The sequence below is a fragment of the Parabacteroides sp. PF5-9 genome (assembly GCF_029893105.1).
In the GTDB taxonomy this organism is placed as follows: Bacteria; Bacteroidota; Bacteroidia; order Bacteroidales; family Tannerellaceae; genus JARXWG01.
The window spans coordinates 76652-102956 of the sequence record NZ_JARXWG010000002.1 but is presented as its reverse complement, the minus strand read 5'-3'; the positions used below and the strand labels follow the sequence as shown (position 1 = coordinate 102956).

The window sequence follows — 26305 nt, the reverse complement described above, 5'->3', positions numbered from 1 at the left end:
ATCGTTCTACAACTGTCAAATGAATTCTTGTTTTACACTTAGACAAAGACTCAACCGTAAGAAAAGGGAAATTAGTGCTGTAGGGTATAAAAAGGCAAACCAACAGTAAAAACAAGCAAAAAGAACATCTGTTATCCGTATTTTTCTTAATTTTGTTTTAATTTTTGACAAAACATTTACCGAATAATCTACAATTTCAGAATTAAAATATGAAACGTACTAAAATTTTACTATTCAGCCTGATGGCTATGACCGTTTTTTATGCGCAAGGACAGAAAGAAGCGAACAACTGGTTTTTTGGAGATAAAGCAGGATTAACTTGGAATACTACCCAGGATCTTACGCTTACCGGTCTATTTGGTACACAAGACGAAGAGTTGAAAGGGCTACCCACCTTTTTATCTGGTTCTCCTATGGTCATTCAGGAAGGATGTTTCACCTTTTCAGATAGTAAAGGACAACTTTTATTCTATTCAAATGGTATAAACATTTGGAATCGTAAGAATGTAATAATGCCGAATGGTGCCGGATTGACAGGACATGATTCGTCTGCTCAGTCAGGAATTATTATGCCCTATCCGGAGACTCAGGATAAATATATCGCTGTGACATTAAACATCAATCAGACTGACCAGTTGGCCTATTCAATAATTGATATGACTTTAGAGGATGGATACGGAGATGTCGTCTCAGGGCAGAAAAATATTTATTTTGTGAATCATAGCGGTAAAACGGGAGAATCGGTCACCTCTATTCGCCATGCCAATGGTAAAGATATTTGGGTAGTCGCTCCGGGTAAAGGAAGTCCTTCTTATCTGAATGCTTGGTTGGTTACGAAATCTGGTGTCTCTACAACTCCTGTTGTTACTCAACTTCCTGTGGATGTAACATGTACTAGTGCAAATGGATATATCAAATTTACACCGGATGGTAAAAAATTTGCCTGGGCCACGCATTGTTCGACGACTATTTTTTTCGGAGAATTTGATGCCCTCACAGGACAATTCTCAAATATAAAAACGAGGACAGGTAACTCAAATTATGGTATAGAGTTCTCACCTTCGGGAAAATATTTATATGTGGGAGGTGCAACTAGTTCTTGCTTATATGCGTTTGATTTTGAAGAATTAATAGGCTCTTCGACTCCGAACAATGTTGCTATGAAAACTTTCGGTTCTTTTCCTACAGCGTTTTATTCTCTTCAATTAGCTCCGGATGGACGTATTTATTCCACCGGATATATGAAGAATTATATGTATGTTTTGGATAATCCGGAAGACTTGGATCATTTAAAGATTTATCAAACTCCAGATGGCTTTTTATCAGGCGTGGGTCGAGTCGGACTTCCTTCTTTTGCAGCCAACTGGTTTGCGGTATCTATCGAGGCTGATCAAATATTCTGTGTGAATACGCAGCAAGATTTCACGGTGGTATTGAGTCAGTCCGGTCAGGATGAGATCGCCTATACCGAATGGGATTTTGGGGATGGAAGTGCATTTGTGAAAGATACGAATGTCGGTTCAGGTAGCCAGACGCATAGTTATACCTATACTAAACCGGGCATGTACACGATCACCGTTTGTTCTTATTTAGCAAATGGTAAAGAAGCTGCATCAAATAGTCTTGTCGTGAAGGTCAATCCTTGTGTGATACCGGTGAATCCGAATGTGCATTTGTTTGATTAACAGTTCTCAATGCAGATATCCATACTGTTTTAGAAAAATATCTGTCAGATTTCTGACCTTATAAAAGTTCGCGTCCGGATCTTTCCGGTATAAGAAGATGGGATGTTGGGCTCCTTCAAATAGATGGAGTTCAAACAGACCGTTTTGTTGTTGTACTTTTTGCTGGAAATTAGATACCGCATCAAGCGGAACTAAATGATCTGCCGAACCGACCAGAAAAAGGATAGGAGGGGGGTGATTTTTTAATGTTTTGATTCGTTCCAGAACCGCGTAGTTTAAGACAAGCAGATTAGGACTGCTGCAAGCCTTATCGTTGCATTCTTCTAAACCTGCAGCTGCGGCCAGATAACCTCCGGCAGAAGCACCACTGGCAGCGATTCGGTCAGGGTCGATATGCCACGCATCAGCTTGTTCGCGTAGAAAACAGATGGCATCTCTGGCATCATCCAGCGATTCGTCGGGTGTGGTATGATGTAGGAATTCGATCCGATAGTCTACAGTTACAGCCGTCATGCCTAATGAGGCATAATAAGCACATTCGCGGTAAAACTGCAATGGTGTACCCAGCTTCCAGCCTCCTCCGAAAAAATAAACAATAACCGGACTGAGGGAGTTGTTTCTTGAAGGCTGCGGCTTGAAGATGTGCATGGACAACGTATCTCCGTCCACAATTTTATAGGGGACTATTTCGGGATAGAATTTTTGTGATGGAACAGGCAATATCTTTTCAAGCGCATGATACCAACTTTGAGCCATTTTTGATGCACCTTGTGTATTCGGATGTACTTTGTCTGCAACTGTATCTTCTTTCCAGTCGAAACCTGCGGCCTGATTGACGAGTTTGATCTGAGGATTATCATAGGATGCAACCAGTTTGGCTATCTCTTTATTCAAGTCGGGAATGTAACTGTATTTGGGTAATTTCCCGCTTTCGATGACTTGTGCCAACAGAATAATCGCATCGGGACGTATCGTTTTTATCTTTCCGATAATAGAACGGTACGCTTTTATCATTTCCGGAATAGGGTTTTCTTCTACAAAGTGATTGTGTCCGGCATGAAGCAATACGATATCCGCCGGATATTCCCGGTAGAGACTGTCGATGACTGATTCGAGATATTCAACTGTTTTTCCGCTATATCCGGCATGATGCAGTTCACCTATCCGGCAAGCCTGTTTTTGTGGGCCGATAAAATCAACCAGATAACCACCTGTAAACAGTTTTTCCCATAACGGAAAAAGATAGGAGGAAAAAGTATCTCCACCCTCCGTAATGGAATCACCTAATCCCATCAGCGTGAAACGCTGATGGGTATCTTCCTGAGCATGTATGAACGAGAATACATTCAATAGAAAAATAAGAGAGAGAAGTTTGCACCTGTTTTTGTGAAAAATCATTTCTGTTGTACTTCTCCTTTTTCTATCTGTTCCTGAACGATCGCATCGACCACAGCCACGGTGGTTAGATTCAGGATATCTCGCGTGGTACTTTCTACATCGGTGAAGTGAATCGGTTTGTTTAATCCCATTTGGATCGGGCCGATTGTTTCTCCTACACCCATTTCAAGCAATAATTTATAGGCACTGTTTGCCGAACTCAGGTTAGGGAAAATGAGTGTATTTACATCTTTTCCTTTGAGTTTATTGAATGGGTAAGTTTCATCTCTCAGTTTTTTATCCAATGCAAAATTGACCTGCATTTCACCGTCGACCATAATCTCCGGATAATTTGTATGCAGATAATCAATAGCCTCGTGCACTTTTTTGGGACTACCCTGTTTATCTGATCCGAAGTTGGAGTAGGAGAGCATCGCCATAACCGGATCATGGGCAAAGAATTTGACCGAATCATGTGTCAAACGAGCCATATCAATTAACACTTCAGCTGAAGGATGACGGTTGATCAATGTATCGGCCACAAAGAATGTTCCACGTTTGCTGGTTATGATGTTCATGGCTCCAAAATGCTTGTAGGATGGACGGATACCAATGATTTGCTCGGCCAGTTTGGTGATTGCCGAATAACGGCTGTATACTCCGGTAATGAATGCGTCGGCTTCACCCGTAGCAACCATCATCATACCAAAAGCATTCCGGTCGACCATCAATTCGCAGGCTTCAGCATAGGTGACCCCTTCGCGTGCTTTCTTTTCAGAAAAAATACGTGCATAACGGTAACGCCGTTCATTTTCGCGATCGTGACGCAAATTGACGATTTCAATCCCTTCCAGATTAATGTTTTCTTCTTTGGCGATCTTTCCGAGCCGTTCTTCGTTTCCTAAAAGGATCGGATAACAGATCCCTTCTGATTTTGCTTCTACGGCAGCTTTCAGCATATTGACGTGATTGGCTTCGGCAAAAACAACACGTTTCGGATGGGCTTTGGCCATCTCTGTAAATGAACGAAGCATTTTGTTATCATACCCCATCATCTCTCTTAACCGGTTGGCATAGGCCTCCCAATCGGTAATTGTTTTGCGTGATACGCCCGATGCAATAGCTGCTTTTGCTACAGCGACAGAAACGCGGGTGAGTAACCGGGGATCGAGCGGTTTAGGTAGAATATAATCGCGACCAAAAGTCGTGCGTTTTAATTTATAGGCCGCATTGACTACGTCGGGAACCGGTTCTTTTGCCAGTTCGGCAATCGCATAGACCGCAGCTACTTTCATCTCTTCATTGATCGCTGTGGCATGTGTGTCTAATGCTCCTCTGAAAATATAAGGAAATCCCAATACATTATTGACCTGATTCGGATAGTCGGAACGTCCGGTAGCAAAAATAAGGTCTTTCCTGCTACTTGTAGCTTCTTTATAGGATATTTCGGGATTGGGGTTGGCCAATGCGAAAACAATCGGATTCTGATTCATACTTTGAACCATTTCTCCAGTGACGACATCGGCAACAGATAATCCAAGAAAAACATCCGCTCCCACAAGTGCTTCCTCGAGTGTTTTGATCGCTTGTGTGGTGGCAAATTCTTTTTTCGAAACATTCAGATCTGTCCGATAGGTGGAGATAACCCCTTTACTATCACACATAATGATATTTTCTTTACGGGCACCGAGTAGAACGTACAATTTAGTACAGGATATAGAAGCGGCACCGGCACCGTTGACGACAATTTTTACCTCTTCTATCTTTTTTTCGGCCAGTTCGAGCGCATTCAGTAAAGCAGCAGCCGATATGATCGCCGTACCGTGCTGGTCGTCATGCATGACGGGAATATCCAATTCCTTTTTTAACCGTGTTTCAATTTCGAAACATTCGGGCGCTTTTATATCTTCCAGATTAATACCGCCGAAAGTGGGGGAGATCGCTTTAACTGTTTGTATAAATTTTTCCGGATCTTTTTCATCGACCTCAATATCAAAAACGTCGATGCCGGCAAATATTTTAAATAATAATCCTTTCCCTTCCATCACTGGTTTTCCGGCCATTGCACCAATATCGCCTAATCCTAAAACGGCCGTTCCATTTGAAATGACAGCTACCAGATTTCCTTTAGCCGTATATGTATAAGCATCCAACGGATTCTTCTCGATTTCAAGGCAAGGTTCTGCTACTCCGGGCGAATAAGCCAATGATAGATCACTTTGGGTACTGTATGGTTTGGTGGGGATAACCTCAATTTTTCCTGGCTTTCCTTCAGCATGATACCGAAGAGCCTCTTCTCTTATTGTTTTTGCCATAAATTGTTATTTAAAGTTTTATTTATTAACCTAATCGGCGACAAAAGTAACAATTCTTATTGACAGGAGGTGCCTTTGGTGTGAATTTTCTTTTCCAAGACTGATATTCTCAAAAAAAGAGAGGGTTGTCCCGAATACTCGAAACAACCCTTTTTTATTAGATGATCAGTAAAAGGGATTACAACCCTTGTCCGTGACAACTTTTATACTTTTTACCGCTACCACAAGGGCAAGGATCGTTCCGTCCAACTTTCTTTTCTGTACGGATAGGTTCCAGTTTTTGCTGGGGTTGATCTTGTGGCCCATTTGGATTGACCTGACGTCCGCCTGTACTTCCTCCGATTTCAGAGCGTTCGGTACGGTATTTACTCATATCCTGTCTTTTTTCAGGGGCAGCTTGCTGTACGGCAATACGGCGACCGGCCGCTGCGGCAGCCTGTTGATCGGCAGAAGGTTGTTCTTCTCGTACCGGTATCTGTCCACGCATCAATACGGCAGCAGTCTTACGATTCATGACATCCACCATATTTTTGAATAAAGTATATGATTCCAGCTTATAGATCAACAATGGATCTTTGTTTTCATAACTGGCATTCTGAACAGACTGTCGAAGTTCATCCATTTCACGAAGATGTTCTTTCCATGATTCATCAATCGTATGAAGAACGATGGATTTCTGGAATGCCTTTGATATCGCTTTACTTTCAGAATCATACGCTTCTTTCAGATTACAGGCGACATTGTACATCCGTTTCCCGTCGGTGATCGGAATAAGAATGTTTTCATACATTGCTCCCTGATTCTCATAAACTTGTTTGATTACTGGGTTGGCAATCTGCGTCATTCGCTCCATCCGACGTTTGAAGGTTTTCAGTATTTCTTCAAACAATTTAGAGATCAGCTGATCCGATTTTGTTGATTTGAACTCTTCTTCTGTAAATGGTGATTCAACGGCGAATGTGCGGAATAATTCAATCTTGAATCCTTCATAGTCCATCACGTCTGCATGTTGTTCTACAATAGCGGTAGCCGTATCATAAATCGTATTCAACACATCCAATCCGATACGCTCACCCATCAAGGCATGACGACGACGTGTGTAGATGACATTACGTTGGGAGTTCATTACATCATCATATTCCAGCAAACGTTTACGGACACCAAAGTGATTTTCTTCTACTTTCTTTTGGGCGCGTTCAACAGATTTACTCAACATACTATGCTCAAGCACTTCACCCTCTTTGAATCCCATTCTATCCATCAACCCTGCAATCTTTTCAGACGCAAACAGACGCATCAGATCATCTTCCAGTGAAACGAAGAAAACGGAAGAACCGGGGTCTCCCTGACGACCGGCACGACCACGTAACTGGCGGTCGACACGACGGCTTTCATGACGTTCGGTACCAATAATCGCTAACCCACCTGCTGCTTTTACTTCCGGGGATAGTTTGATGTCGGTACCACGACCGGCCATATTGGTTGCGATTGTTACCGTACCTTGTTGTCCGGCTTGGGCAACAATATCCGCCTCACGTTGATGTAATTTAGCATTCAATACATTGTGCTGAATTTTCCGAAGTGTCAACATACGGCTCAATAATTCGGATATTTCAACAGAAGTTGTACCAACCAATACAGGACGACCGGCTTCAATCAGTTGACTGATCTCTTCAATTACCGCATTATATTTTTCACGTTTTGTTTTGTAAATACGGTCGTTCATATCATTACGTGCAATCGGACGATTGGTCGGGATAACCACCACGTCCAATTTATAGATATCCCAAAGTTCACCAGCTTCTGTTTCTGCCGTACCGGTCATACCTGCCAGTTTATGGTACATACGGAAGTAGTTCTGCAAGGTAATTGTAGCGAAAGTTTGTGTGGCAGCTTCAACCTTTACTCCTTCTTTGGCTTCAATCGCCTGGTGTAAACCGTCTGAATAGCGACGACCGTCCATGATACGTCCGGTTTGTTCGTCTACAATCATCACTTTATTGTCGATGACCACATACTCATCATCTTTTTCAAATAAAGTATATGCTTTTAATAACTGATTGATTGTATGAACGCGTTCGCTTTTAACGGAGTAATTGGCTAATATTTCATCTTTCTTGGCTTGTTTTTCTTCCTCGTTCGCTTGCATATTATCCAATTGAGAAAGTTCTGACGCAATATCAGGAAGCACAAAGAAATGAGGATCATCAGTTTTACCTGTGAGCAAATCAATCCCTTTATCTGTTAATTCGATACTGTTATTTTTTTCATCAATAACGAAATATAATTCATCGGTTACAAGATGCATATTACGCATATTCTCTGCCATATATAAGGCTTCGGTTTTCAGCATCTGCGTTTTTACGCCCGGCTCACTCAGGTATTTAATCAACGCTTTATTTCTGGGATAACCTTTGAATGAACGATAGAGTAGGAGTGAACCTTCTTCCTGAACCTTTTGGTCATCGCTGCCCATTTTCTGTTTGGCTTCGAGCAGTAATTTAGAGGTTAAGTTCTTTTGGGCATTAACAACAACTTCTACGTTTGGACGGAATTGTTCGAATAACTGCTCTTCTCCACGTGGAATCGGACCGGAAATGATCAAAGGTGTACGAGCATCATCAATCAATACGGAGTCGACCTCGTCGACAATAGAGTAATTGTGCTTACGTTGTACCAGGTCATTGGGACTAACTGCCATATTATCACGCAGGTAGTCAAAACCAAATTCATTGTTTGTTCCAAATGTAATATCGGCATTATATGCTGCACGACGGGCATCCGAGTTGGGCTGGTGCTTGTCGATACAATCCACCGAAAGACCATGGAACATATACAATGGACCCATCCATTCCGAGTCACGTTTAGAGAGGTAGTCATTGACTGTGACTACATGTACTCCATTTCGTGTTAATGCATTCAGAAAGACCGGTAATGTGGCCACCAATGTTTTTCCTTCACCGGTTGCCATCTCCGCAATTTTTCCTTTATGTAATACAACACCACCGAACAGCTGTACATCATAATGCACCATGTTCCAGATGATTTCGCTACCTCCGGCTACCCAATGGTTTTGATAGATCGCTTTATCCTCTTCAATACGCACAAAATCATGTTTAGCAGCTAGATCCCTATCAAATTGATTGGCCGTAACAACTGTTTCTTCATTTTCAGTAAAACGACGTGCAGTATCTTTGACGATAGCAAAGACTTCCGGAAGCACTTCCTCCAGAATAACCTCTAATTTTTCGGTGATTGCTTTTTCTATCTTATCGACTTCAGCCCATACAGCTTCACGCTCTTCCAACTCTTTGTCATCGATCCCTTCACGAAGTTGTGTAACCTGTGCCCGTTCATCGGCGACATAATCTTGAATACGTTGTTTGATTTCATCTGTTTTAGCACGTAGTTCGTCGTTACTAAGTACCTGTATCGACGGATAAACAGCTTGAATCTTTTTGACATAAGGTGTGATTTCTTTCAAGTCGCGCTGTGACTTATTGCCAAACAGCTTTGTCATAAACTCATTAAATCCCATGACTTCTATTTTAATTGACAATGGACAATTGAAAATTGACAATTAAATTGTCAGATATCAAACTGCTCATTTGCCGGTAATTTATATTCTTTATTTTTAATGTGAACAAAAACTATGCCGTAGGTAAGTGATTCCCTTTTTTTGTCTTAAATTGTCAATTTTCAATTGTCCATTGTCAATTCAAACAGCGGCAAGCTGTTTGCTGCGTTCGGTGGTCTAATCCTTAATATATGAGTGACGGTAGGAGCAATTTCTGTTGCTTTTACTTCGCGGTAAATATGTTTGGGATTTAAACCATTCCCCATGAATATCAGAGGAGTAAGTACTGCATTATTGCGAACAACTTTTGTTTTTCCCTTTGAATTTTCAAAATTTACTTTCCATCCCGGCTGCAATTCAATGATCAGATCTCCACGTCCTATATGGTGTGTTCCGTGTCGGAATTTGGCGGTGCCTTCGTTCCATTCACCAGCCAGAAGTGCACGATCAGTAGTAACATGTTGTACTCCACTGAACTCTTGTACAAATTCTGCTGATTTTTTTTGAATTTCTGCCAGATCCAAGTTGGCGTTCTCTATCGCTTTACGATTTAAAAAAATCTGATTATTATAATAACCCTCTACCCAATTGTTCTGTTGACCATAGATATTCATCAGATACATATTGAGTAAAGCGATGCATCTTTTAGGGAAGAATTCTCCTCCTCCCAACAATAATCCTTCGGAATATTCTTCTTCACTACGGTAATATCCCGAACCGGTAAAAACAATTAAGGTGTTGTTTAATCCAACTTTTCGATCGATGACATTTAATAACTCTTCAATATCCTGATCCAGTTGATAATAAGTGTCTTGTATCTCACGGGTATACTCTTTATGCATGAGATGACGATAATTACCGGCATAATAAGTAATGGCTAACATATCCGGACAACTCCTTGAGCCAAAAGCAGCATATTCAAAAAACTGTTTGGCCAACCGGTTAACCTCTTTGTTTATTAATGGAGAAGTTTTCAGATTAAGATATACATTGGCTGTTTTTTCGCTATAGGTATAACGAAAAGGGATTTCATCCAATACATAAGGAAATGCATTATACCGACTGATAGGCAAAGAAGGTATCCATACCATTTTATCAAGCCGGGAAGCTAATGATTCTGCACCATTATTATAGCGGTCAACATACCAGGGTATCCCTTTGTAATATGTTGTTGTTGCCCATTTTCCGTTATAGTCATCCATCCAAAAAGCGCCATTTGCTGCGTGTCCTGCCGATAATATGGCATTTTCAGCATTCGGAGCAATCGAATAGACATCACTTCTTCCTTGAGAGGCTATTTTTAGTTCATCTCCAATGGTCGAACTGATCAGACGCTTAGGTGAGTAATTTTCCCGAGTATAGTTCCCCAGATACTCCGGGTCATTTAATATGGATATTTCACGTTCACGATCAAAGTCGTACTGTTTATCTCCACTGATACCATGAAAATTCGGATTTGTTCCCGTAAACAGAGTGGCAAATGTATTGGACTGATCCAGGTCCGGGAAATCATAACGGATATTCTGATAAACAACCCCATTGTTTATCAATCTTTTAAATCCTCTTTCACCGAATGTATGGTAGAAATATTCAATATAATCCCCTCTCAGTTGATCGACAGTGATATATACAACCACTTTTGGAACCTGCTGTTGAGCTTCCAGATTGGTTACAGCCAAAAGGACTATAAGCGAAGATAAAATTTTTCTCATCCTACTTTCCATAAACCTTTGAATACACTACTATAACCGGAACGTAGCCACAATGAGGCAATCAACGGAATAAATGCCACATTCAGGTGTTGGGGGATCATTGTCCAACAAACGAGCATTAGTGTAAGCGCCGCAAAGTTAATAAAATGATAGTAATATGCTGCCTTCTTGAATTTTTTTACACAAAACAATGCAACACCGATTAAATGGAAGGGGTGAAGCCATAGTATATTCCAGTTTGGCCACATACAGGGATGCTCAGAAATAAAACTCAAGAAAAAAATGATCATACCGGCTATTCCGGCAATAAAGAATAAAACCCCATCCAATATATGGTAATATTTTCCTGAACGCCATTCGAACAAAGTGATTAAAGCAATTAAACTAAATAGTATCCATCCACAGATTAAAGGAGTCAATGTATCCCATATACTTTTCTCCGGATCCATCGCTTTTGAACGATGAAGCTGTATCTTGGACACCAGTGTACGTCTGCGACCATCTGCTGCTACGATAACTGCTTTGTCCATTTCATCCCTTAAATAATCGGGTAAAAACATCATTTCATGCGTTGTTGCAGTACGGTCTGCCGGGTTTCCGACAACGATATCACATCCGAAAGTCAACCAAGGATGATTCCTTGTACAATCGTTGATCATCTCTCGAAACGTTTTAGGCGGGGGCGGAGCGAAGTATGCGACCTCTCCCGAAACACCCTTTTCAATGAGTAAAGGTAAACGAGTTGCACAATTATCGAAGAAGAAATTATATCGATATACCCTGTTTTCGGGCTGGGCATTGATCAGCAAGGCTGTCCATATCCGTTCTTTCTCTTCTTGCGTCAGGTTTAAAACCTGTTCGGTTACATTACTGCCGCGCATCTGATATTCCAACAGATAATCCTGAAAACTGTTGATTCCCAGCATATAATCAGTTTCCCCTTTTACAAAGCGATAGATAAAATTGGGCTTTGAAAAATCAAATATGCCATAATTAAACACGCCATCAAAATCTTGTTGCGGATCGTATACCCTCAATGCGGCATGTCCGTAGAGGGTAAATACTTCTTCATCATGAGGAGCACTGGTTAGTATACTGATTTGAGCCTCTTCACTCAGTGGCTTCTGCGCATAAAAAGGGTAAACAAATAAGGATAATATAAACAGAATAAAACCTTTTCTCATCACTATCTTTTTCTTGTAATCAACAAAAGTAACGTCTTTTATTCAACCTGTAAAATGAATAAAGCAATCGACTTCTTAAATAAATACAAAAAGCGCCGAAAAAACTTCCGACGCTTTAGTGACCGCGACAGGATTCAAACCTGTAACCGGCTGATCCGTAGTCAGCTACTCTATTCAGTTGAGCTACGCGGCCATTGTCAAATAAATGTTTATGCTTTCCGAGAAGTGTGACCGCGACAGGATTCAAACCTGTAACCGGCTGATCCGTAGTCAGCTACTCTATTCAGTTGAGCTACGCGGCCATTCTTTTCGTTTGCGAGTGCAAAGGTAAATTTTTCTTTTAAAAGAACAAATAAAATAGATTGCTTTTTCTTTCAATCAAGCATTTTAGGGTTGAATATCAGATAACCGATGTTTAAACCAATATTAAAATTCTTTCTGGGATAGCTGTATCCGTTGGCATATACACTGATTGAAGCAAAAGGCAATTGCAAGACCAAAGCTGTTTCACCCATATATTCGAATGATCGGATAAATTTCCCATAATAGGGTACAAAATGTTCATCTTTTCGGATTTCATAGAGTGGAACAAAAGCGTATGCATCCATGCGAAGATGAAGCAAACGGCTAAGTTTTAGTATAGGAGAGATACCTCCGGCTACATATTGATTGGCTCGAAAAGCTTCATTAAATATAATCTGACTATGTGGAGTAGGGGTGAAAGCCGGGGCTTGTATGACAGATGCCGTATAATTGTTCATTAAATTTTTACTGGAAATCACTACTTCAGTCAGATAACCCATATTGAACCGATTATTGAACGTATGGTATTTATGCCATCTCCCTTTCATCTGTAACCAACTGTGTGTATTTCCTTTAAAAGCTTCCAGCTGAGAAGTTGCACCAGGTTTGTAGTTTTCCGTACCTGTGACATATTGAGCGATTAAAAAATATTGACTACCGGCAATCGGATATTGTTTGGCGTCGAGTGTATTCCGGTCAAGACTTAGAGAACCACTGAACAATTTATACCAGCTTTCATCAAACCGGGCATTGGGGAAAAGAATATTATTCGTTTGTAGATAGGAATCTTTTAATCGTCCATACCCCAGTGCGATCTCTGATTTGGCCTGATAAAGAAAAGGAAAACCAAATTTCAGTTTTAAGAATAATTCTTTTTGGCGTATCATGGCCGGAACAACATCTTCGTAAAAGAGCGATTGGCTTTCCGAGTAACGTTTATTCGAATAAACACCTTGTACATTCACGTACATGGGTACCCTTGTTTGCAGATAGATACGGCTATTTAACATTATGCCGCTGAAAGAGTTCCCGACCTGAAAATTCGTGTTATATTCGGAAGCCAGTCGGCCGAGATGTTGATAACCCAATCCTAAGAACAGTTGATTGGCCTGATGCGAGGAGATATTTCCACCAAATGAGATGGTCAATTCATCTTTCATTTTCACATCCAGGTAAAGGTCGAATTTACCCTCTCTGCGATTGTACAAAGCGTGTGGTATAATTTCTTTAATCTTCGAAAAGGTCAACATTTTAAAATAGGCACGTTTGAAATCGTATATCGTAAATTCCTGATTGATATCTCGGTGCAATTGTGTCTCGATATATTTTCGCTGTCCTTCTGAGACTCCTGTGACATAGATATTTTTAAAGATAAGCGGAGGTAAGCCCTCTTTGTATGTTTTACGGCGTTGGTTGACCTCTTCTAAAGAGACTCTCCGGGTAACACGTCCTTTGATCGAGTCCATCATAGCCATTGTCCGGTTGTAACCGATTTCCATAAGTTCTTCTGCTTTTTGAAAATCGAGTAACGATACTGTCGGAAACCGAAACTGAATCATCATACCATCTTCCTCTGCCACTTCGTATTCAGTTTTCTGCATAATCATTGTTTCTAACTGACTATACAGATTTTCCGAAGGTTTGGCCGCATTTCCTCCCGACACTGATGAACCGAAAATAAAATCGGGACTAAAAGCATCTTTCATCGGGCCGACCGGAAAATTATCGTATATCCCTCCATCAAATAAAGGGACGCTATCTTTCCATATCGGTTGAAAGACAAAAGGGAAACTCATTGAAGCACGAACAGCATCTCCCAAATCTCCGTTTTTGGCAATAATCGCTTTTTTAGAATAGATATCGGAAGAAACACTTCTGAACGGTACAAAAAGGTTATCAAAATTCCATCCGGCTTTCGCTGTAGCCTGAGCATACAGTCCCATAAAGGCCTGGTTCATCTGAATCGGGTTGACCAGACTTTGCGGAAGAAAACTGGCTCTTAATTGCATCGAGTCAGTCATGTCTATCGAAAAACGTGCAAACTCGGGCGTGGGATTGGATTCACTGAAGTAGTAACTATACTCTTCTTCAACTGTACCTGTTTGCCAATAGCCGAACTCTTCGGATAAGATCAGGGTTAGCATTTCATCTGGTGTGTAACCTGTTGCGTATAGGCTACCGATGATCGCTCCCATGGAGGTACCCGTGACATAATCTATCGGTATACCATTCTCTTCCAGAGCCTTGATGACACCGATATGCGCAGCGCCTTTGGCTCCGCCACCACTCATAACCAAACCGACTTTTTGAGCAGATAACCCGTGGACAGAAGTTATAAATAGAAGAATGTAACTAATTAATCTCTTCATACAAATGAATCCAGTTGCCTTAACCACAAATGTAGTATATTTCTTAATACCCTAAGAATTAAACAACGCAAAAGAGAAAATGTTGACAATTAATTCGGTGCCTTGGTGTATAGAAATATAGCGATAAATGTATAAATGATATTCGGAATCCATGCGGCAACCATAGGCGAAACGTATCCGCTGATAGCAAAAGTAGAGGTCACCGTCAAGAAAAGAATGTAAGAGAAACTCAATCCTAAACCAATACCGATATTCAATCCCATTCCTCCCTTAATTTTTCGCGAAGAGAGTGCTGCTCCTATGGTAGTAAGGATAAAAGCAGCCATGATGGATGCGTATCGTTTATGGTATTCAATTTCAAAATTTTGAATATTACCGATTCCGCGTTGTTTTTGCCGGCTAATATAGGTTGAGAGTTCAGGAGTTGTCATTGTCTCTGCATCAGTAGGGGAGATCAGGAAGTCTGAAGGGACAATGGTCAGTGTCGTATCTTTCCGTGAACCTTGTGAGATATGTTCGTGCATCCCATCAAAGTCACGAATCAAATAATCGATCACAGTCCACTGGTATAATGAATCATATTTGATTGAATTGGCTGTTAAACGGGAAACCAGTTTTTTACCCTCAAATTTTTCCAGCGAAAAACGATATCCCATATTCGGTCGAGCATCATAACGGTCGAAATAAGCAATCACACCAGGCTCTACTTCCAATTGAATATTCCGGGCATAGTCTACCTTTTTGTTTCTGATGTATTGATTCTGAAATTCAATACGTGTTGTATTGGCCGGAGGTATAATGTATGCATTCAGGACAAAAGTCGCCAAAGCGATAATGGTAGCAGAAATAAAATAAGGAACCATTAATCGTTTAAAACTCATGCCGCTGGCCAGCATCGCAATAATTTCCGAATTATCAGCCAGTTTGGATGTAAAGAAGATCACGGCTATAAACGTAAACAGCGGACTGAACAGATTGGCAAAATAGGGGATGAAATTCAAATAGTAATCAAAAATGATCGCTTTTAAAGGCACATCCGGACTAAGGAATTTATCTATTTTCTCATTGATGTCGAAGACTACCGAGATGGAAATAATCAACGCAATGGCGAAAATATAAGTTCCCAGGAACTGTTTGATAATATAGGTATCTATTCGTCGCAGTTTAAACTTCATACTTATAAACGGTTTGACAGTTGATCTACCATACTCTTTTTCCAGGAGGTAAAGTTACTACCAATAATTTGCCGACGTGCTTCTTTTACCAGCCATAAATAAAAGGCCAGATTATGAATAGATGCAATCTGAAGTCCCAGTATCTCTTCCACTTTGATCAGATGATGCAAATATGCTTTACTATATAATGTATCTACAAATGAATGAGCATCCGAGTCGATGGGCGAAAAATCATTTTCCCATTTCTTATTTCTGATATTGATTGTTCCGAAACGTGTAAACAGTTGACCGTTTCTCCCGTTGCGTGTAGGCATGATACAGTCGAACATATCCACACCCCTTTCTATCGCTTCCAATAGATTGATTGGAGTACCGACTCCCATCAGGTAACGAGGTTTGTCTTTAGGGAGAATAGCATTGACGACCTCGATCATTTCATACATTTTCTCTGTCGGTTCACCAACGGCCAGTCCACCAATGGCATTGCCATCTGCATTTTTTTCGGCAACAAACTCAGCTGCTTTTTTCCGTAGATCGGGATAAACACAACCTTGTACGATAGGGAAAAGGCTTTGTTTATAGCCATATTTGGGTTCCGTACTGTTAAACTGTTTAAAACATCTGTCCAACCATCTTTCTGTTAGCCCCAATGATTTTTTGGCATAATCATAATCGGCGTCTCCCGGGCAACACTCATCAAAAGCCATGACAATATCAGCACCGATAGAGCGTTGGATATCCATCACATTTTCTGGAGTAAACAGATGTTTGGAACCGTCAATATGTGAACGGAACTCAGCTCCCTCTTCCCGTAATTTTCTGTTCTCGGAAAGCGAAAAGACCTGAAAACCACCACTGTCAGTCAGGATCGGTTTATTCCAACTGTTGAATTTATGTAATCCCCCGACTTGTTCCAATATCTGAATGCCGGGACGTAGATATAGATGGTAGGTATTTCCCAGGATAATTTCAGCATGGATATCTTCCTGCAATTCAGTCATATGAACAGCTTTCACAGACCCTTGTGTACCCACAGGCATAAAAATGGGCGTCTCAATAACTCCGTGTTCGGTAGTAATTAAGCCCGCCCTTGCATTTGATTGTATGTCGTTATATTGTAATTCGAACGTCATGCCGCAAAATTTGCCACAAAGGTAGTTTATTCAATTGACAATTGATAATTGACAATTGATAATAAATCTTAGAAGCCAAAACCATCGATTTCGATTTCCAACACTTCCTCTTCAGCCGGCTTCTCTACCGTTTGATGTATCTCGTTGGCTTTTATAATGATAGCACGATTCGGACGTACCGGACAGATCGATTCGCATCCGCCGCACCCGATACATAACTCCGGTTCGACAACAGGGACAGTCAGTGTAGAACCCTCTTTGTAAAGTTCCATATGTACGGCTTGTGTCGGACAATGTTCCGAGCAGGCGCCGCAATCGGTGTTTTCAGTCTCTACAATACAGCGGTCAAGGAAAAATTCGGCAATACCGACCTGTGTCGTGACTTTTTGATCAACCGTCAATGGACGCAATGCATGATTTGGACAGACATCCATACATACCGTACATTCATAATTACAATAACTGTCGATATAAGCCATATGCGGTTTCAACATATAACCGAATCCATATTCCAATCCGGCAGGATATAATACCTGGCTGGGACATTGGACAACACAGATATGACAACCTGTACATTTGTCTTTGAACTGCTCCAGACTGATTGATCCCGGAGGAGTTACCGGCTGAACCTTTTCCTTCTGTCCATTGGCCACTTGCGCAACAGCAGAAACGACGGGTAACGAAGCGACAACTGTTGCTCCTGTAGACAGAAAAGAGCGGCGTCCGGCGGAAGGAGTTACCTCCATAGAAGCTGTAGCCTCAGGAACGATTACAGATTCTTCTTTTTTGAAAAAAGGTTGAAAACGATAGTGGATACTCTCTTTCTTACAGGATGAAACGCAATTAAAGCAATCGACACAGCGAGAGTTATCCACTTTCATATTTTTAACGTCAATAGCTTCTGCTTTGCACGCCTGTTCACAGATGCCGCAACTGATGCATCTCTTTTTGTCGATGGTGATTTTGAAGAATGAATATCGGGAAACAAGACTAAGTAAAGCGCCTACCGGACACAATGTATTACAGAACAAACGTCCCCGGAGCACAACCATTCCGATAAAAACAGCTAAAGCTACGAATCCGGCGATCAATCCGGCTGTAGTGACCGTTCCGATAGTGACATGATATAAGGTATAATTATCAAAACGAGCTAATACGTCGGCAAAAATGTTATTGATCCAGATTGCTGCCGGCCGGAAAAGATTGGCGGCTATTCGCCCGAAGTTGCTATAGGGATCAAGTAAAAGTCCCAGTTCAAGAAAGCCCAATAAAGCCAACCCCAAAGTCAGTCCCATCAGAACATACCGCAGTATATTCATCGGACGACGGTAAGTAAAACGGCGTGAACCCTTCTTTTTCTTCTTTCCAATGCAAAAAACACGATTAATTATATCCTGCAAAACACCGGCCGGACAGATGACAGAACAATAAATTCGACCAAAGCATAAAGCCAATACAAATTGAACGATTAATACGCTTATAAAACCTGCCAGTATTGCCGGGAATAGCTGTGTATGCAGTAGTTTGGAGACTGCTTCCGGCAGCTGATTTCTGAAATCGAGGAAAAAGAGCAATATAGGGGTAAAAAACAGGATTGCGAGAATAACCCGCAATCCTTTTAAATAGGTTGATTTCATATTGATTATATCCTAACCCGTTTGATATTAAGTTTGCTTAAGTCGGTGGTACCCAAATTGAGCGATTGCCCTTTTCCGATATGACCAACAGCATCCATATCCAGCTTTTTCACCTGATTGAACATACCCAAAGCAGCAGTATCGATTGCCACAATATCAGTAGAAGCAATTAATGATTTAATCGTGGCAACATCCGCTGCACTTTTGCCCTGAGGCCCATTTTGGTGCATCATCCGATAAGCATCCACAATATTTAATACCGGCTTTTTATTCCATGTATTGATATCGGCAATACACTGCTGTAGGTCGTTGGAGTGGAAATAACGGCGATCCCATACAATACCCATCAGATTCTTCATGGCGCAACTCAGTTTTGCTCCACCGTGATTTTTTAAAATCGGTACATTGATCCAGGCATCCGCTTCAATCAATGATTCATGAATTTTCGCACTCTTCAGATTAACTCCTTTAGGAAGAGAAACTTCTTTAAAGTATTTCTCTTCGTGAGCCGGCATGATGATACCTCCAGCTTTACGTACCGCTTCGGCAATACCACTGTTGTCATAACATTTTTGCCAGTTGTCACAGGTGTTGTCAAAGACCGTGACTTTAGAAGCGCCTGCTTCCAGACATTTTTTGACTAACGCACCCACTAACTCCGGATTGGTATTTCCTGCCAGTTCAGGAGTACGGTCCCATCCGATATTTGGCTTAATTACGATCTTCTGCCCTTTTTGGACAAAACGGCTAATACCGCCCAGTTCAGCTAACGCTTTTTCAAGCATCGTCACAGGTTCGCCACCCATAACCGCTACCATATCAGGAGCAGATTCGACCACCATTTTATTGGAGGTCAAAGCGGCTTCCAAACCTTCAAAACTTAATGATATCGCAGCACCTGCTGCCACACTTGTTCTTAAAAAATCACGACGTTTCATGTTGTTTTTATTTACTTAACTTACTTCTATTTTATTGGATTATACGGCTATTGCAAAACAAAGATAAAACATTTAGCCGAATATATTTAAAGCATATAGCCTATTCCATAAGTTTTGGATAGCCATAATCCGAAAAAACGGTCGTATACCTGGTAGTCCGTTCCCTCTTTGGTGACGAATTCTTTGTCGAGCAGTTGCTTTACGGCTGATTGCACGGAACTGGCCGAGTTTAATCCATGTCTCTTAATGAATTCCGTAGAGGTGATTTCTGTCGCCTTTCCTTCTTTGGCTATGGCAAAAAGAACCTCTTTCTGGCGCTCGGGCAACATGGCTACCATACTTTGGTAGATTGTTCGGTATGATTCTACGGTTGCTTGCAGGACCGTGTTTGCTTCGGCTACTGTGATCTCTTTACTCTTATCGGCCTGTTCATAGAGGTGGTTTAATAGAACTTGCATATACCATGTATGTCCTTCCAACAGAGTATATATACGCGTGATACATTCATCGGATATTTTTTTGTCTGCTTTATTGAACTGTTTATGTATGAACTTACGATAGGGTTCGATCGCGATCGGTTCGAGGTTCATAAAAGAGGCACTTTGATAAAACGGTCTTGATGCAGAGAAAAATATATTTTGCATCATGTGTCGCTGACTACCGGAAAAGACAAATGAGGTGTTCCGGCACTTTTGAATGTGGGTGCGTAGAATCGCCTCTATATTCTTCTCCGGATATCTGGTGATTTGTTGAAACTCGTTTATCGCTACGATACATGGTTTGTCTGCCGATTCAAGATAGGTGAAAATCTCTTCAATAGAGAGTAACGGTTGACGAATATCACCGATACCGATATCGAAAACCGGTTGCCCGTTTACCGGATCAAGTTTGAACGCGGGACGTAATGAACTTATTGTGGCAAAAAACTGCTCCACAAATTTTATCCCTTTGGGTTTTAGTTTGTTAAAAATATGTTTGCCCAAGATAAAAACAAACTCTTTCAAACTGCCGGTTGCATAGATGTCGATGAAGAACGTATGATACGCTTTAGTAATCTCTTTTTGATGAAAACAATGTTCGATCAATCCGGTTTTTCCCATACGGCGTGGCGACACAAGCACGGTGTTTCGCCTATTCTGTAATGCCCCCGTCAGTTCTATGCTTTCGGTTTTCCGATCGCAGAAATATTCAGCAGAGAGATATCCACTTATTATAAAAGGATTTCTAACCTTGTTTGTCATAATGTGATTATTGCTTTTTAAATTATTGCAAATATAATAATTGCAAATGTAATAATTGCCGATTGGGTCATTGAATGGGGTTATTTTTATTTATTTCACACAACAAATAGTTGCCATATTAGCCATTTTCGAATGATTTTGACCGGATATACGGCTATTTACTAACACGTAAAACAAAAAAAGAGACCGATATAGAGCGATTTTTGACGTTTTTTCGGTTGTTGTTAAGAACGAAAACAAGGCTTGTAAAAAATCATGCAGAACACATGGTGGATTTTCCCTGAAGATTTTAAAAATGTTCTAAATACTTTCCTACAACGTTCCAAATGATTTTCAGGAATGAACGTGTTGATTTTTTTTTTCAAGCATTGGAAACCGACAAAAGAAGGTGTTGGAATCATTTTTTTACGCTAAAACGTGCGGAAAACAGTCCTGAAATCCATTGACTATCGGCTACAGAAAAGGCGAATTCTGTACCATGCATTAAAAATGCTTCTCAATGAGTTTCAAATCGTCATACAGTATATTCAAATTCCACGGACACAGCTTTCGTTTTGTCATCCGTTAAGTCCGGGAGATTGCCATAGAAGGATTCCACCCTATTACCAACAGCAAAAAAAGGATCTATTTCAATCTTCATTTGACATTTTGACATTTTGACAAAACCTCTCTTTGAAACGTTTTTTTTCGATTTTATCCGGTTTCTATTCATCCGATAAAAACAAATGTTTCTCCAGTGTGTTTATTTAGAAAGCGAACGATATATTATAAACCATTAAATAAATAGAATATGAAATTTCTTACATCGGAAAAATTGACGATTATCGGAGCTGCTGGAATGATTGGATCGAATATGGCACAATCGGCTATCTTGATGGGATTATCTTCCAATATTTGTTTGTATGATCCGTATACGAAAGGGTTGGAAGGTGTTGCAGAAGAGTTGTTGCAGTGTGGATTCAAAGGCGTTCGTATCACCTATACCGACCGTATAGAAGAGGCGCTTAAAGCGAGTAAGTACATCGTGACTTCGGGAGGAGCCGCACGCAAAGAGGGGATGACACGGGAAGATTTGTTGAAAGGGAATGCAGAAATTGCCATTCAATGTGGGAAGGATATTAAACAGTATTGTCCGGACGTCAAACATGTTGTTGTCATCTTCAATCCGGCAGATATCACAGGCTTGCTTGTGTTACTCTATTCGGGATTAAAACCGACACAAGTTTCAACACTTGCCGCTTTAGACAGTACACGCTTGAGAAATGAACTGGCCAAACATTTGAATATACCGCCCGATCAGATCGCTCATTGCAGAACCTATGGAGGACATGGCGAACAAATGGCTGTATTCTCGTCTACGGCAAGTGTCGATGGGAAACCGTTGAATAGCTTGATCGGTTCTTCTATGCTTACCGATACAGCTTGGAAAGCGCTCAAAGAACGAGTTGTGCAGGGTGGAAAACAGATCCTCACATTAAGGGGACGCTCTTCGTTTCAGAGTCCGGCCTTTTTGTCGTTAGAGATGATACAGGCAGTGATGGGTGGTTCGCAATTTGACTGGCCGGTAGGTGTATATGTGTCAGATAACCAGTTCTCAAACATTATGATGGCGATGGAAACGAAACTGGATAAAGACGGAGTACATTATCAAGAGGTAAAAGGTACGCCAGAGGAACATAACGCTTTAATGCAAAGTTATGAACATCTCTGTCAGTTGAGAGACGAACTTATCCGGTCCGGGGTTATGCCGCCGATTAAGGAGTGGAATCGCCTCAATCCGAATTTATAAGTAACGATAGATCCGTTTTTTCATTTTCCGAACTGTTTGGCGGAAAAACGAATTGTCAACTTTCTATTGTCAATAGTCAATGAATATATCGTATCTTTGTTGTTTCGAAACAAATGTGCGTGGAAAACTATCTTGACCAATTAAATGACAGCCAGAAAGATGCGGTGGTATATACTGATGGACCCTCATTGGTTATTGCCGGGGCCGGATCGGGGAAAACCCGTGTATTGACCTATAAAATAGCCTATCTGTTACAGCAGGGAATACCTCCTTATACGATTCTGGCATTGACATTCACCAATAAAGCGGCACGGGAAATGAAAGAACGTATTGCTGCTATAACGGATCAGCAGACTGCTCGCCGTCTATGGATGGGTACTTTCCACTCGATTTTCTCACGTATTCTTCGAAAAGAGGCCGAATATATTGGCTATCCGCCAACTTTTACAATCTATGATTCGGCCGATTCCAAGAGTCTATTGAAAGCGATTATCAAAGAGATGCAACTGGATGACAAGGTGTATCGGGTGGGGATGATTCAGAACCGGATATCCAATGCCAAAAATTCGCTGGTGACCTGGAAGGCGTATGAACAAAACAAGGAGTTGGTGGAATATGATGTGAAATCAAAAGTTCCTTTATTACGGGAAATCTATAAACGGTATCAGTTACGAAGTCAACAAGCCGGAGCAATGGATTTTGATGATCTGTTGTTGCAGACAAATATTTTGTTCCGCGACCATCCTGCCGTGTTGGAGAAGTACCGCGAATTCTTCCAGTATATACTGGTCGACGAGTATCAGGATACCAATTTTGCTCAACATCTTATCGTACAACGTTTGTCGGAGAAACATAACCGGATCTGTGTGGTCGGTGACGATGCACAAAGTATCTATTCTTTTCGTGGTGCCAATATTGATAATATCTTGCAATTTAAAGGGAAATATCCGAATTGCCGGGTCTTTAAATTGGAACGCAATTATCGTTCGACACAGAATATTGTGAATGCAGCAAACAGTCTGATTCATAAGAATAAAGAGCAGATCAAAAAAACGGTTTATTCGGAAGAAGAGGAAGGGGAGAAGATTTTGGTTCTCGCTTCTTATTCCGATTATGAAGAGGCGTATGCGGTGACTTCAAAAATAGGAGAGATGCGACGTGCTGCCGATTTCGACTATAGTGATTTTGCTATTTTATACCGAACGAATGCGCAGTCGCGTATTCTGGAAGAAGCGTTACGCAAATCGGGTGTTCCTTATAAAATTTATGGGGGTTTATCTTTTTATCAACGCAAAGAGATTAAGGATGTAATCGCTTATTTCAGATTGATCGTGAATCCGCATGATGAAGAGGCTTTGAAACGGGTCATTAATTATCCGGCACGTGGGATTGGTGATACGACTGTAGGTAAAGTGATCGCTGCTGCTTCTGCCAATGGTATCAGCTTGTGGAATGTACTGAATGATCCGCTTTCGTATGCGTTGCCGATCAATAGTGGTACGGCCAAAAAACTGAGTCAATTCAGGGAGTTGATCGACTCGTTTATTCAACAGGAGAAAACGTGTTCGGCAGATGAAATGGCGACAAGTGTAATAAAACAGTCTGGTATTCTTGCCGCTTTATTCCAGGATAACTCTGTCGAAGGGATGAGCAAACAGGAAAATGTGCAAGAGTTGCTTAAAGGAATAGCCGAATATTGTGATATTCGTATGGAAGAGGGGGAAGAACAGGTGACATTAGCTGATTTCCTTTCCGAAGTCGCTCTTCTGACTGATCAGGATAACGATAAGGATGAACAGGCGAATAAGGTGACGCTTATGACTGTTCATGCGGCAAAAGGATTGGAATTCAAAAATGTGTTTGTCGTCGGACTGGAGGAAGATTTGTTCCCCTCGCTCATGTCGAAGGATAGCGAACGAGCAATAGAAGAGGAGAGACGTCTCTTTTATGTCGCGATTACACGGGCTGAACAAAATTGTATACTCAGTTATGCCAAAAGTCGTTTTCGAAACGGACAAAGTAATGTGTGCAGTCCCAGTCGTTTTCTACGAGATATTGATACACGATTTTTAAATATGCCGGCTGATCTGTCGGTTGCAGATCCGTTTGCATCGGCTCGAAAAGAGTATTCAAATTCACCATTTAACTCTCCCTTTCAACAACCTCGTATGGCTACGACTGAAACCTATCCAACCTCCTCTTCTGGGCAGAAATCACGGTTGAAACGGTTGGAACCGGAAGTTTCCGGAGAATCAGTTGTTTCCAAATCTTCAATAGGAGATATGCCGGATTTACAGGTTGGTTCCAAAGTGCACCATGATCGTTTTGGTGACGGTGAAGTCGTTGCTATCGACGGTGAAGGAAGTAATAAGAAAGCGACTGTTGAGTTCACTCATTTAGGTCGGAAACAGTTATTATTGAAATATGCCAAACTAACGGTGTTGTCTTAAAAAAAAGAGGATAATTCGATTGATTACCCTCTTTTCTACAGAAGAACTTATTGCAACCTGAACATGATCGGTACCGTATATTTTACACGGACAATATTTCCGCGCTGTGTTCCCGGTGTCCATTTGGGCATGATTTCGATAACTCGCTTCGCTTCCTGATCCAATGAAGCCTCGACGCCACGAACGATTTCGATATTGCTTACTGTCCCGTCCTTTTCGATAATCATGGAGGCAACCACACGTCCCTGAATGCCATTCTCCTGAGCACTTTTCGGATATTTGATGTTTCGGGAAATAAATTTCAGCAATTCTTGATCCCCTCCGGGAAATTGAGGCATCACTTCGCAAACAGTGAACACGGTATCGTCTTTTGCTGCAGTGACAATAAGGGTTTTATCCTCTGCGGGAGGAAGAGAGCTCTCGGATGTTGCAGCCGAATTTTCTTTATTCGAGCAAGCAGAGAATACGAACAGACTGACAAAACAGATGCATGCGACAGATTTTAAACCTATGAATAGGTTTTTGGGAGTTTCTTTTGACATGTTTTTTTGCTTTAGATGGTACATATTGTGTATTTAAAATAGTATGCAATAACTACTGTGCAATCGTAATAATTTGCATAATAAATTACTAACACGACGTAAAACTACTAAATAATCGTAATTGTAAAATAAAAAAGCCATTAAATATTGTTAATGGCAAAATTGTCAGAGGGAAGAAAAAATAAAACAGCTTCTAAATATCTTTTACTTTAAGGATGTTATAAGAAGTATTTACGTCGTAAACATCGTTTCCGTCTACTTTTTTGATATACTTCACGACCTGAATTGTTATAGGTAGAATTATAATTTCATACAGTGATTTAAGAATGGCCTGAGTAATGATCAGTGCAAAGAGTGCTTCTATCGGCAATAACCCCAGAAAAGCGATAGGGAAGAAGATCAACGAATCGGCCGTTTCTCCAATTAAGGTAGAGACAATGGCTCGGAGAGAGAAATGTTTTCCTTTGGAGGCTATTTTCATTTTACTCATAATGTAGGCATTCAGAAACGATCCAACCAAAAAAGCAATCAGGCTGGCAACTGCAATTCGTGGAGCCATCCCGAATACAAAATTAAATCCTTCTTCTCCTTCCCAATAAGGGGCAGCAGGTAATAATACGGCTATCTGTGCCAATCCGATCACCAGAAAATTGGAAATAAATCCACTCCAGATAATCAGACGGGCTTTTTTGAATCCCCATACTTCAGCGATACAATCGTTGATGATATAGGAAATAGGGAACACAATTAATCCGGCGGTCACTGTGATACCACAAATTTCAACAACTTTACTTTCTAAAAGATTGGCAGCTACCAGGCAGATGTTAAATAGAATACCCAGCAGCATGAAAGGTACTGTAACTGTTTTTTGCATGTTT

At 41.0% G+C, this 26305-nt stretch carries 16 protein-coding genes and 2 tRNA genes; 3 read left to right on the top strand and 15 right to left on the bottom strand.

The features are described from left to right. Nucleotides 1–209 precede the first annotated feature (209 nt). Entirely contained in the window at nucleotides 210–1685 is a 1476-nt protein-coding gene (locus M2135_RS01740; RefSeq protein WP_280746851.1) for a PKD domain-containing protein, read from the top strand. A gap of 6 nt (nucleotides 1686–1691) precedes the next feature. On the opposite strand, the gene M2135_RS01735 is transcribed toward M2135_RS01740, so the two are convergent. The 13 genes from M2135_RS01735 to M2135_RS01675 all read right to left on the bottom strand — a co-directional run bounded on the left by M2135_RS01735 (nucleotide 1692) and on the right by M2135_RS01675 (nucleotide 20646). Further along, on the bottom strand, nucleotides 1692–3083 hold the full coding sequence (locus tag M2135_RS01735) for an alpha/beta hydrolase fold domain-containing protein (protein ID WP_280746850.1): 1392 nt from the start codon (nucleotides 3081–3083) through the stop codon (nucleotides 1692–1694). Further along, nucleotides 3080–5377, bottom strand: coding sequence for an NADP-dependent malic enzyme (locus tag M2135_RS01730; RefSeq protein WP_280746849.1), 2298 nt, complete (start codon nucleotides 5375–5377; stop codon nucleotides 3080–3082). Before M2135_RS01730 ends, M2135_RS01735 begins: the two co-directional genes overlap by 4 nt. A 178-nt stretch (nucleotides 5378–5555) precedes the next feature. Further along, nucleotides 5556–8915, bottom strand: coding sequence for a preprotein translocase subunit SecA (gene secA, locus M2135_RS01725; protein WP_280746848.1), 3360 nt, complete (start codon nucleotides 8913–8915; stop codon nucleotides 5556–5558). 161 nt (nucleotides 8916–9076) lie between these two features. Further along, a complete protein-coding gene (locus tag M2135_RS01720; protein WP_280746847.1) occupies nucleotides 9077–10666 on the bottom strand; it encodes an alkaline phosphatase family protein in 1590 nt (529 codons plus the stop codon). Next, nucleotides 10663–11850: a DUF4105 domain-containing protein gene (locus tag M2135_RS01715; RefSeq protein WP_280746846.1), complete on the bottom strand. Its 1188-nt coding sequence runs from the start codon at nucleotides 11848–11850 to the stop codon at nucleotides 10663–10665. Before M2135_RS01715 ends, M2135_RS01720 begins: the two co-directional genes overlap by 4 nt. A 119-nt stretch (nucleotides 11851–11969) precedes the next feature. After that, nucleotides 11970–12043, bottom strand: a tRNA-Arg gene (locus M2135_RS01710). A gap of 35 nt (nucleotides 12044–12078) precedes the next feature. After that, nucleotides 12079–12152, bottom strand: a tRNA-Arg gene (locus M2135_RS01705). Nucleotides 12153–12224: 72 nt separating this feature from the next. Continuing rightward, nucleotides 12225–14522: a patatin-like phospholipase family protein gene (locus tag M2135_RS01700; protein WP_280746845.1), complete on the bottom strand. Its 2298-nt coding sequence runs from the start codon at nucleotides 14520–14522 to the stop codon at nucleotides 12225–12227. Between the two features lie 89 nt (nucleotides 14523–14611). Continuing rightward, nucleotides 14612–15697 carry an LptF/LptG family permease gene (locus M2135_RS01695; RefSeq protein ID WP_280746844.1) on the bottom strand — a complete coding sequence of 362 codons (1086 nt, stop codon included), beginning with the start codon at nucleotides 15695–15697 and terminating at the stop codon, nucleotides 14612–14614. Nucleotides 15698–15699: 2 nt separating this feature from the next. Next, entirely contained in the window at nucleotides 15700–16830 is a 1131-nt protein-coding gene (tgt, locus tag M2135_RS01690) for a tRNA guanosine(34) transglycosylase Tgt (protein ID WP_280746843.1), read from the bottom strand. A gap of 68 nt (nucleotides 16831–16898) precedes the next feature. Next, on the bottom strand, nucleotides 16899–18467 hold the full coding sequence (locus tag M2135_RS01685; protein ID WP_280746841.1) for a 4Fe-4S binding protein: 1569 nt from the start codon (nucleotides 18465–18467) through the stop codon (nucleotides 16899–16901). 5 nt (nucleotides 18468–18472) lie between these two features. Beyond that, nucleotides 18473–19405 carry a DUF362 domain-containing protein gene (locus M2135_RS01680; protein ID WP_280746840.1) on the bottom strand — a complete coding sequence of 311 codons (933 nt, stop codon included), beginning with the start codon at nucleotides 19403–19405 and terminating at the stop codon, nucleotides 18473–18475. A gap of 86 nt (nucleotides 19406–19491) precedes the next feature. Then, nucleotides 19492–20646, bottom strand: a complete 1155-nt coding sequence (locus tag M2135_RS01675) for an ATP-binding protein (RefSeq protein WP_280746839.1) — start codon at nucleotides 20644–20646, stop codon at nucleotides 19492–19494. Nucleotides 20647–21436: 790 nt separating this feature from the next. On the opposite strand from M2135_RS01675, the gene M2135_RS01670 reads away from it, so the two are divergent. Beyond that, nucleotides 21437–22435, top strand: coding sequence for a malate dehydrogenase (locus M2135_RS01670; protein WP_280746838.1), 999 nt, complete (start codon nucleotides 21437–21439; stop codon nucleotides 22433–22435). A gap of 113 nt (nucleotides 22436–22548) precedes the next feature. Further along, nucleotides 22549–24885, top strand: coding sequence for a UvrD-helicase domain-containing protein (locus M2135_RS01665; protein ID WP_280746837.1), 2337 nt, complete (start codon nucleotides 22549–22551; stop codon nucleotides 24883–24885). Between the two features lie 47 nt (nucleotides 24886–24932). Here the strand turns inward: M2135_RS01665 and M2135_RS01660 are convergent, their stop codons facing one another. After that, a complete protein-coding gene (locus M2135_RS01660) occupies nucleotides 24933–25427 on the bottom strand; it encodes an energy transducer TonB (RefSeq protein ID WP_280746836.1) in 495 nt (164 codons plus the stop codon). Nucleotides 25428–25620: 193 nt separating this feature from the next. After that, the gene (locus tag M2135_RS01655; RefSeq protein WP_280746835.1) at nucleotides 25621–26301 is read right to left on the bottom strand and encodes a queuosine precursor transporter; all 681 of its coding nucleotides are present in this window, start codon (nucleotides 26299–26301) and stop codon (nucleotides 25621–25623) included. Nucleotides 26302–26305 lie beyond the last annotated feature (4 nt).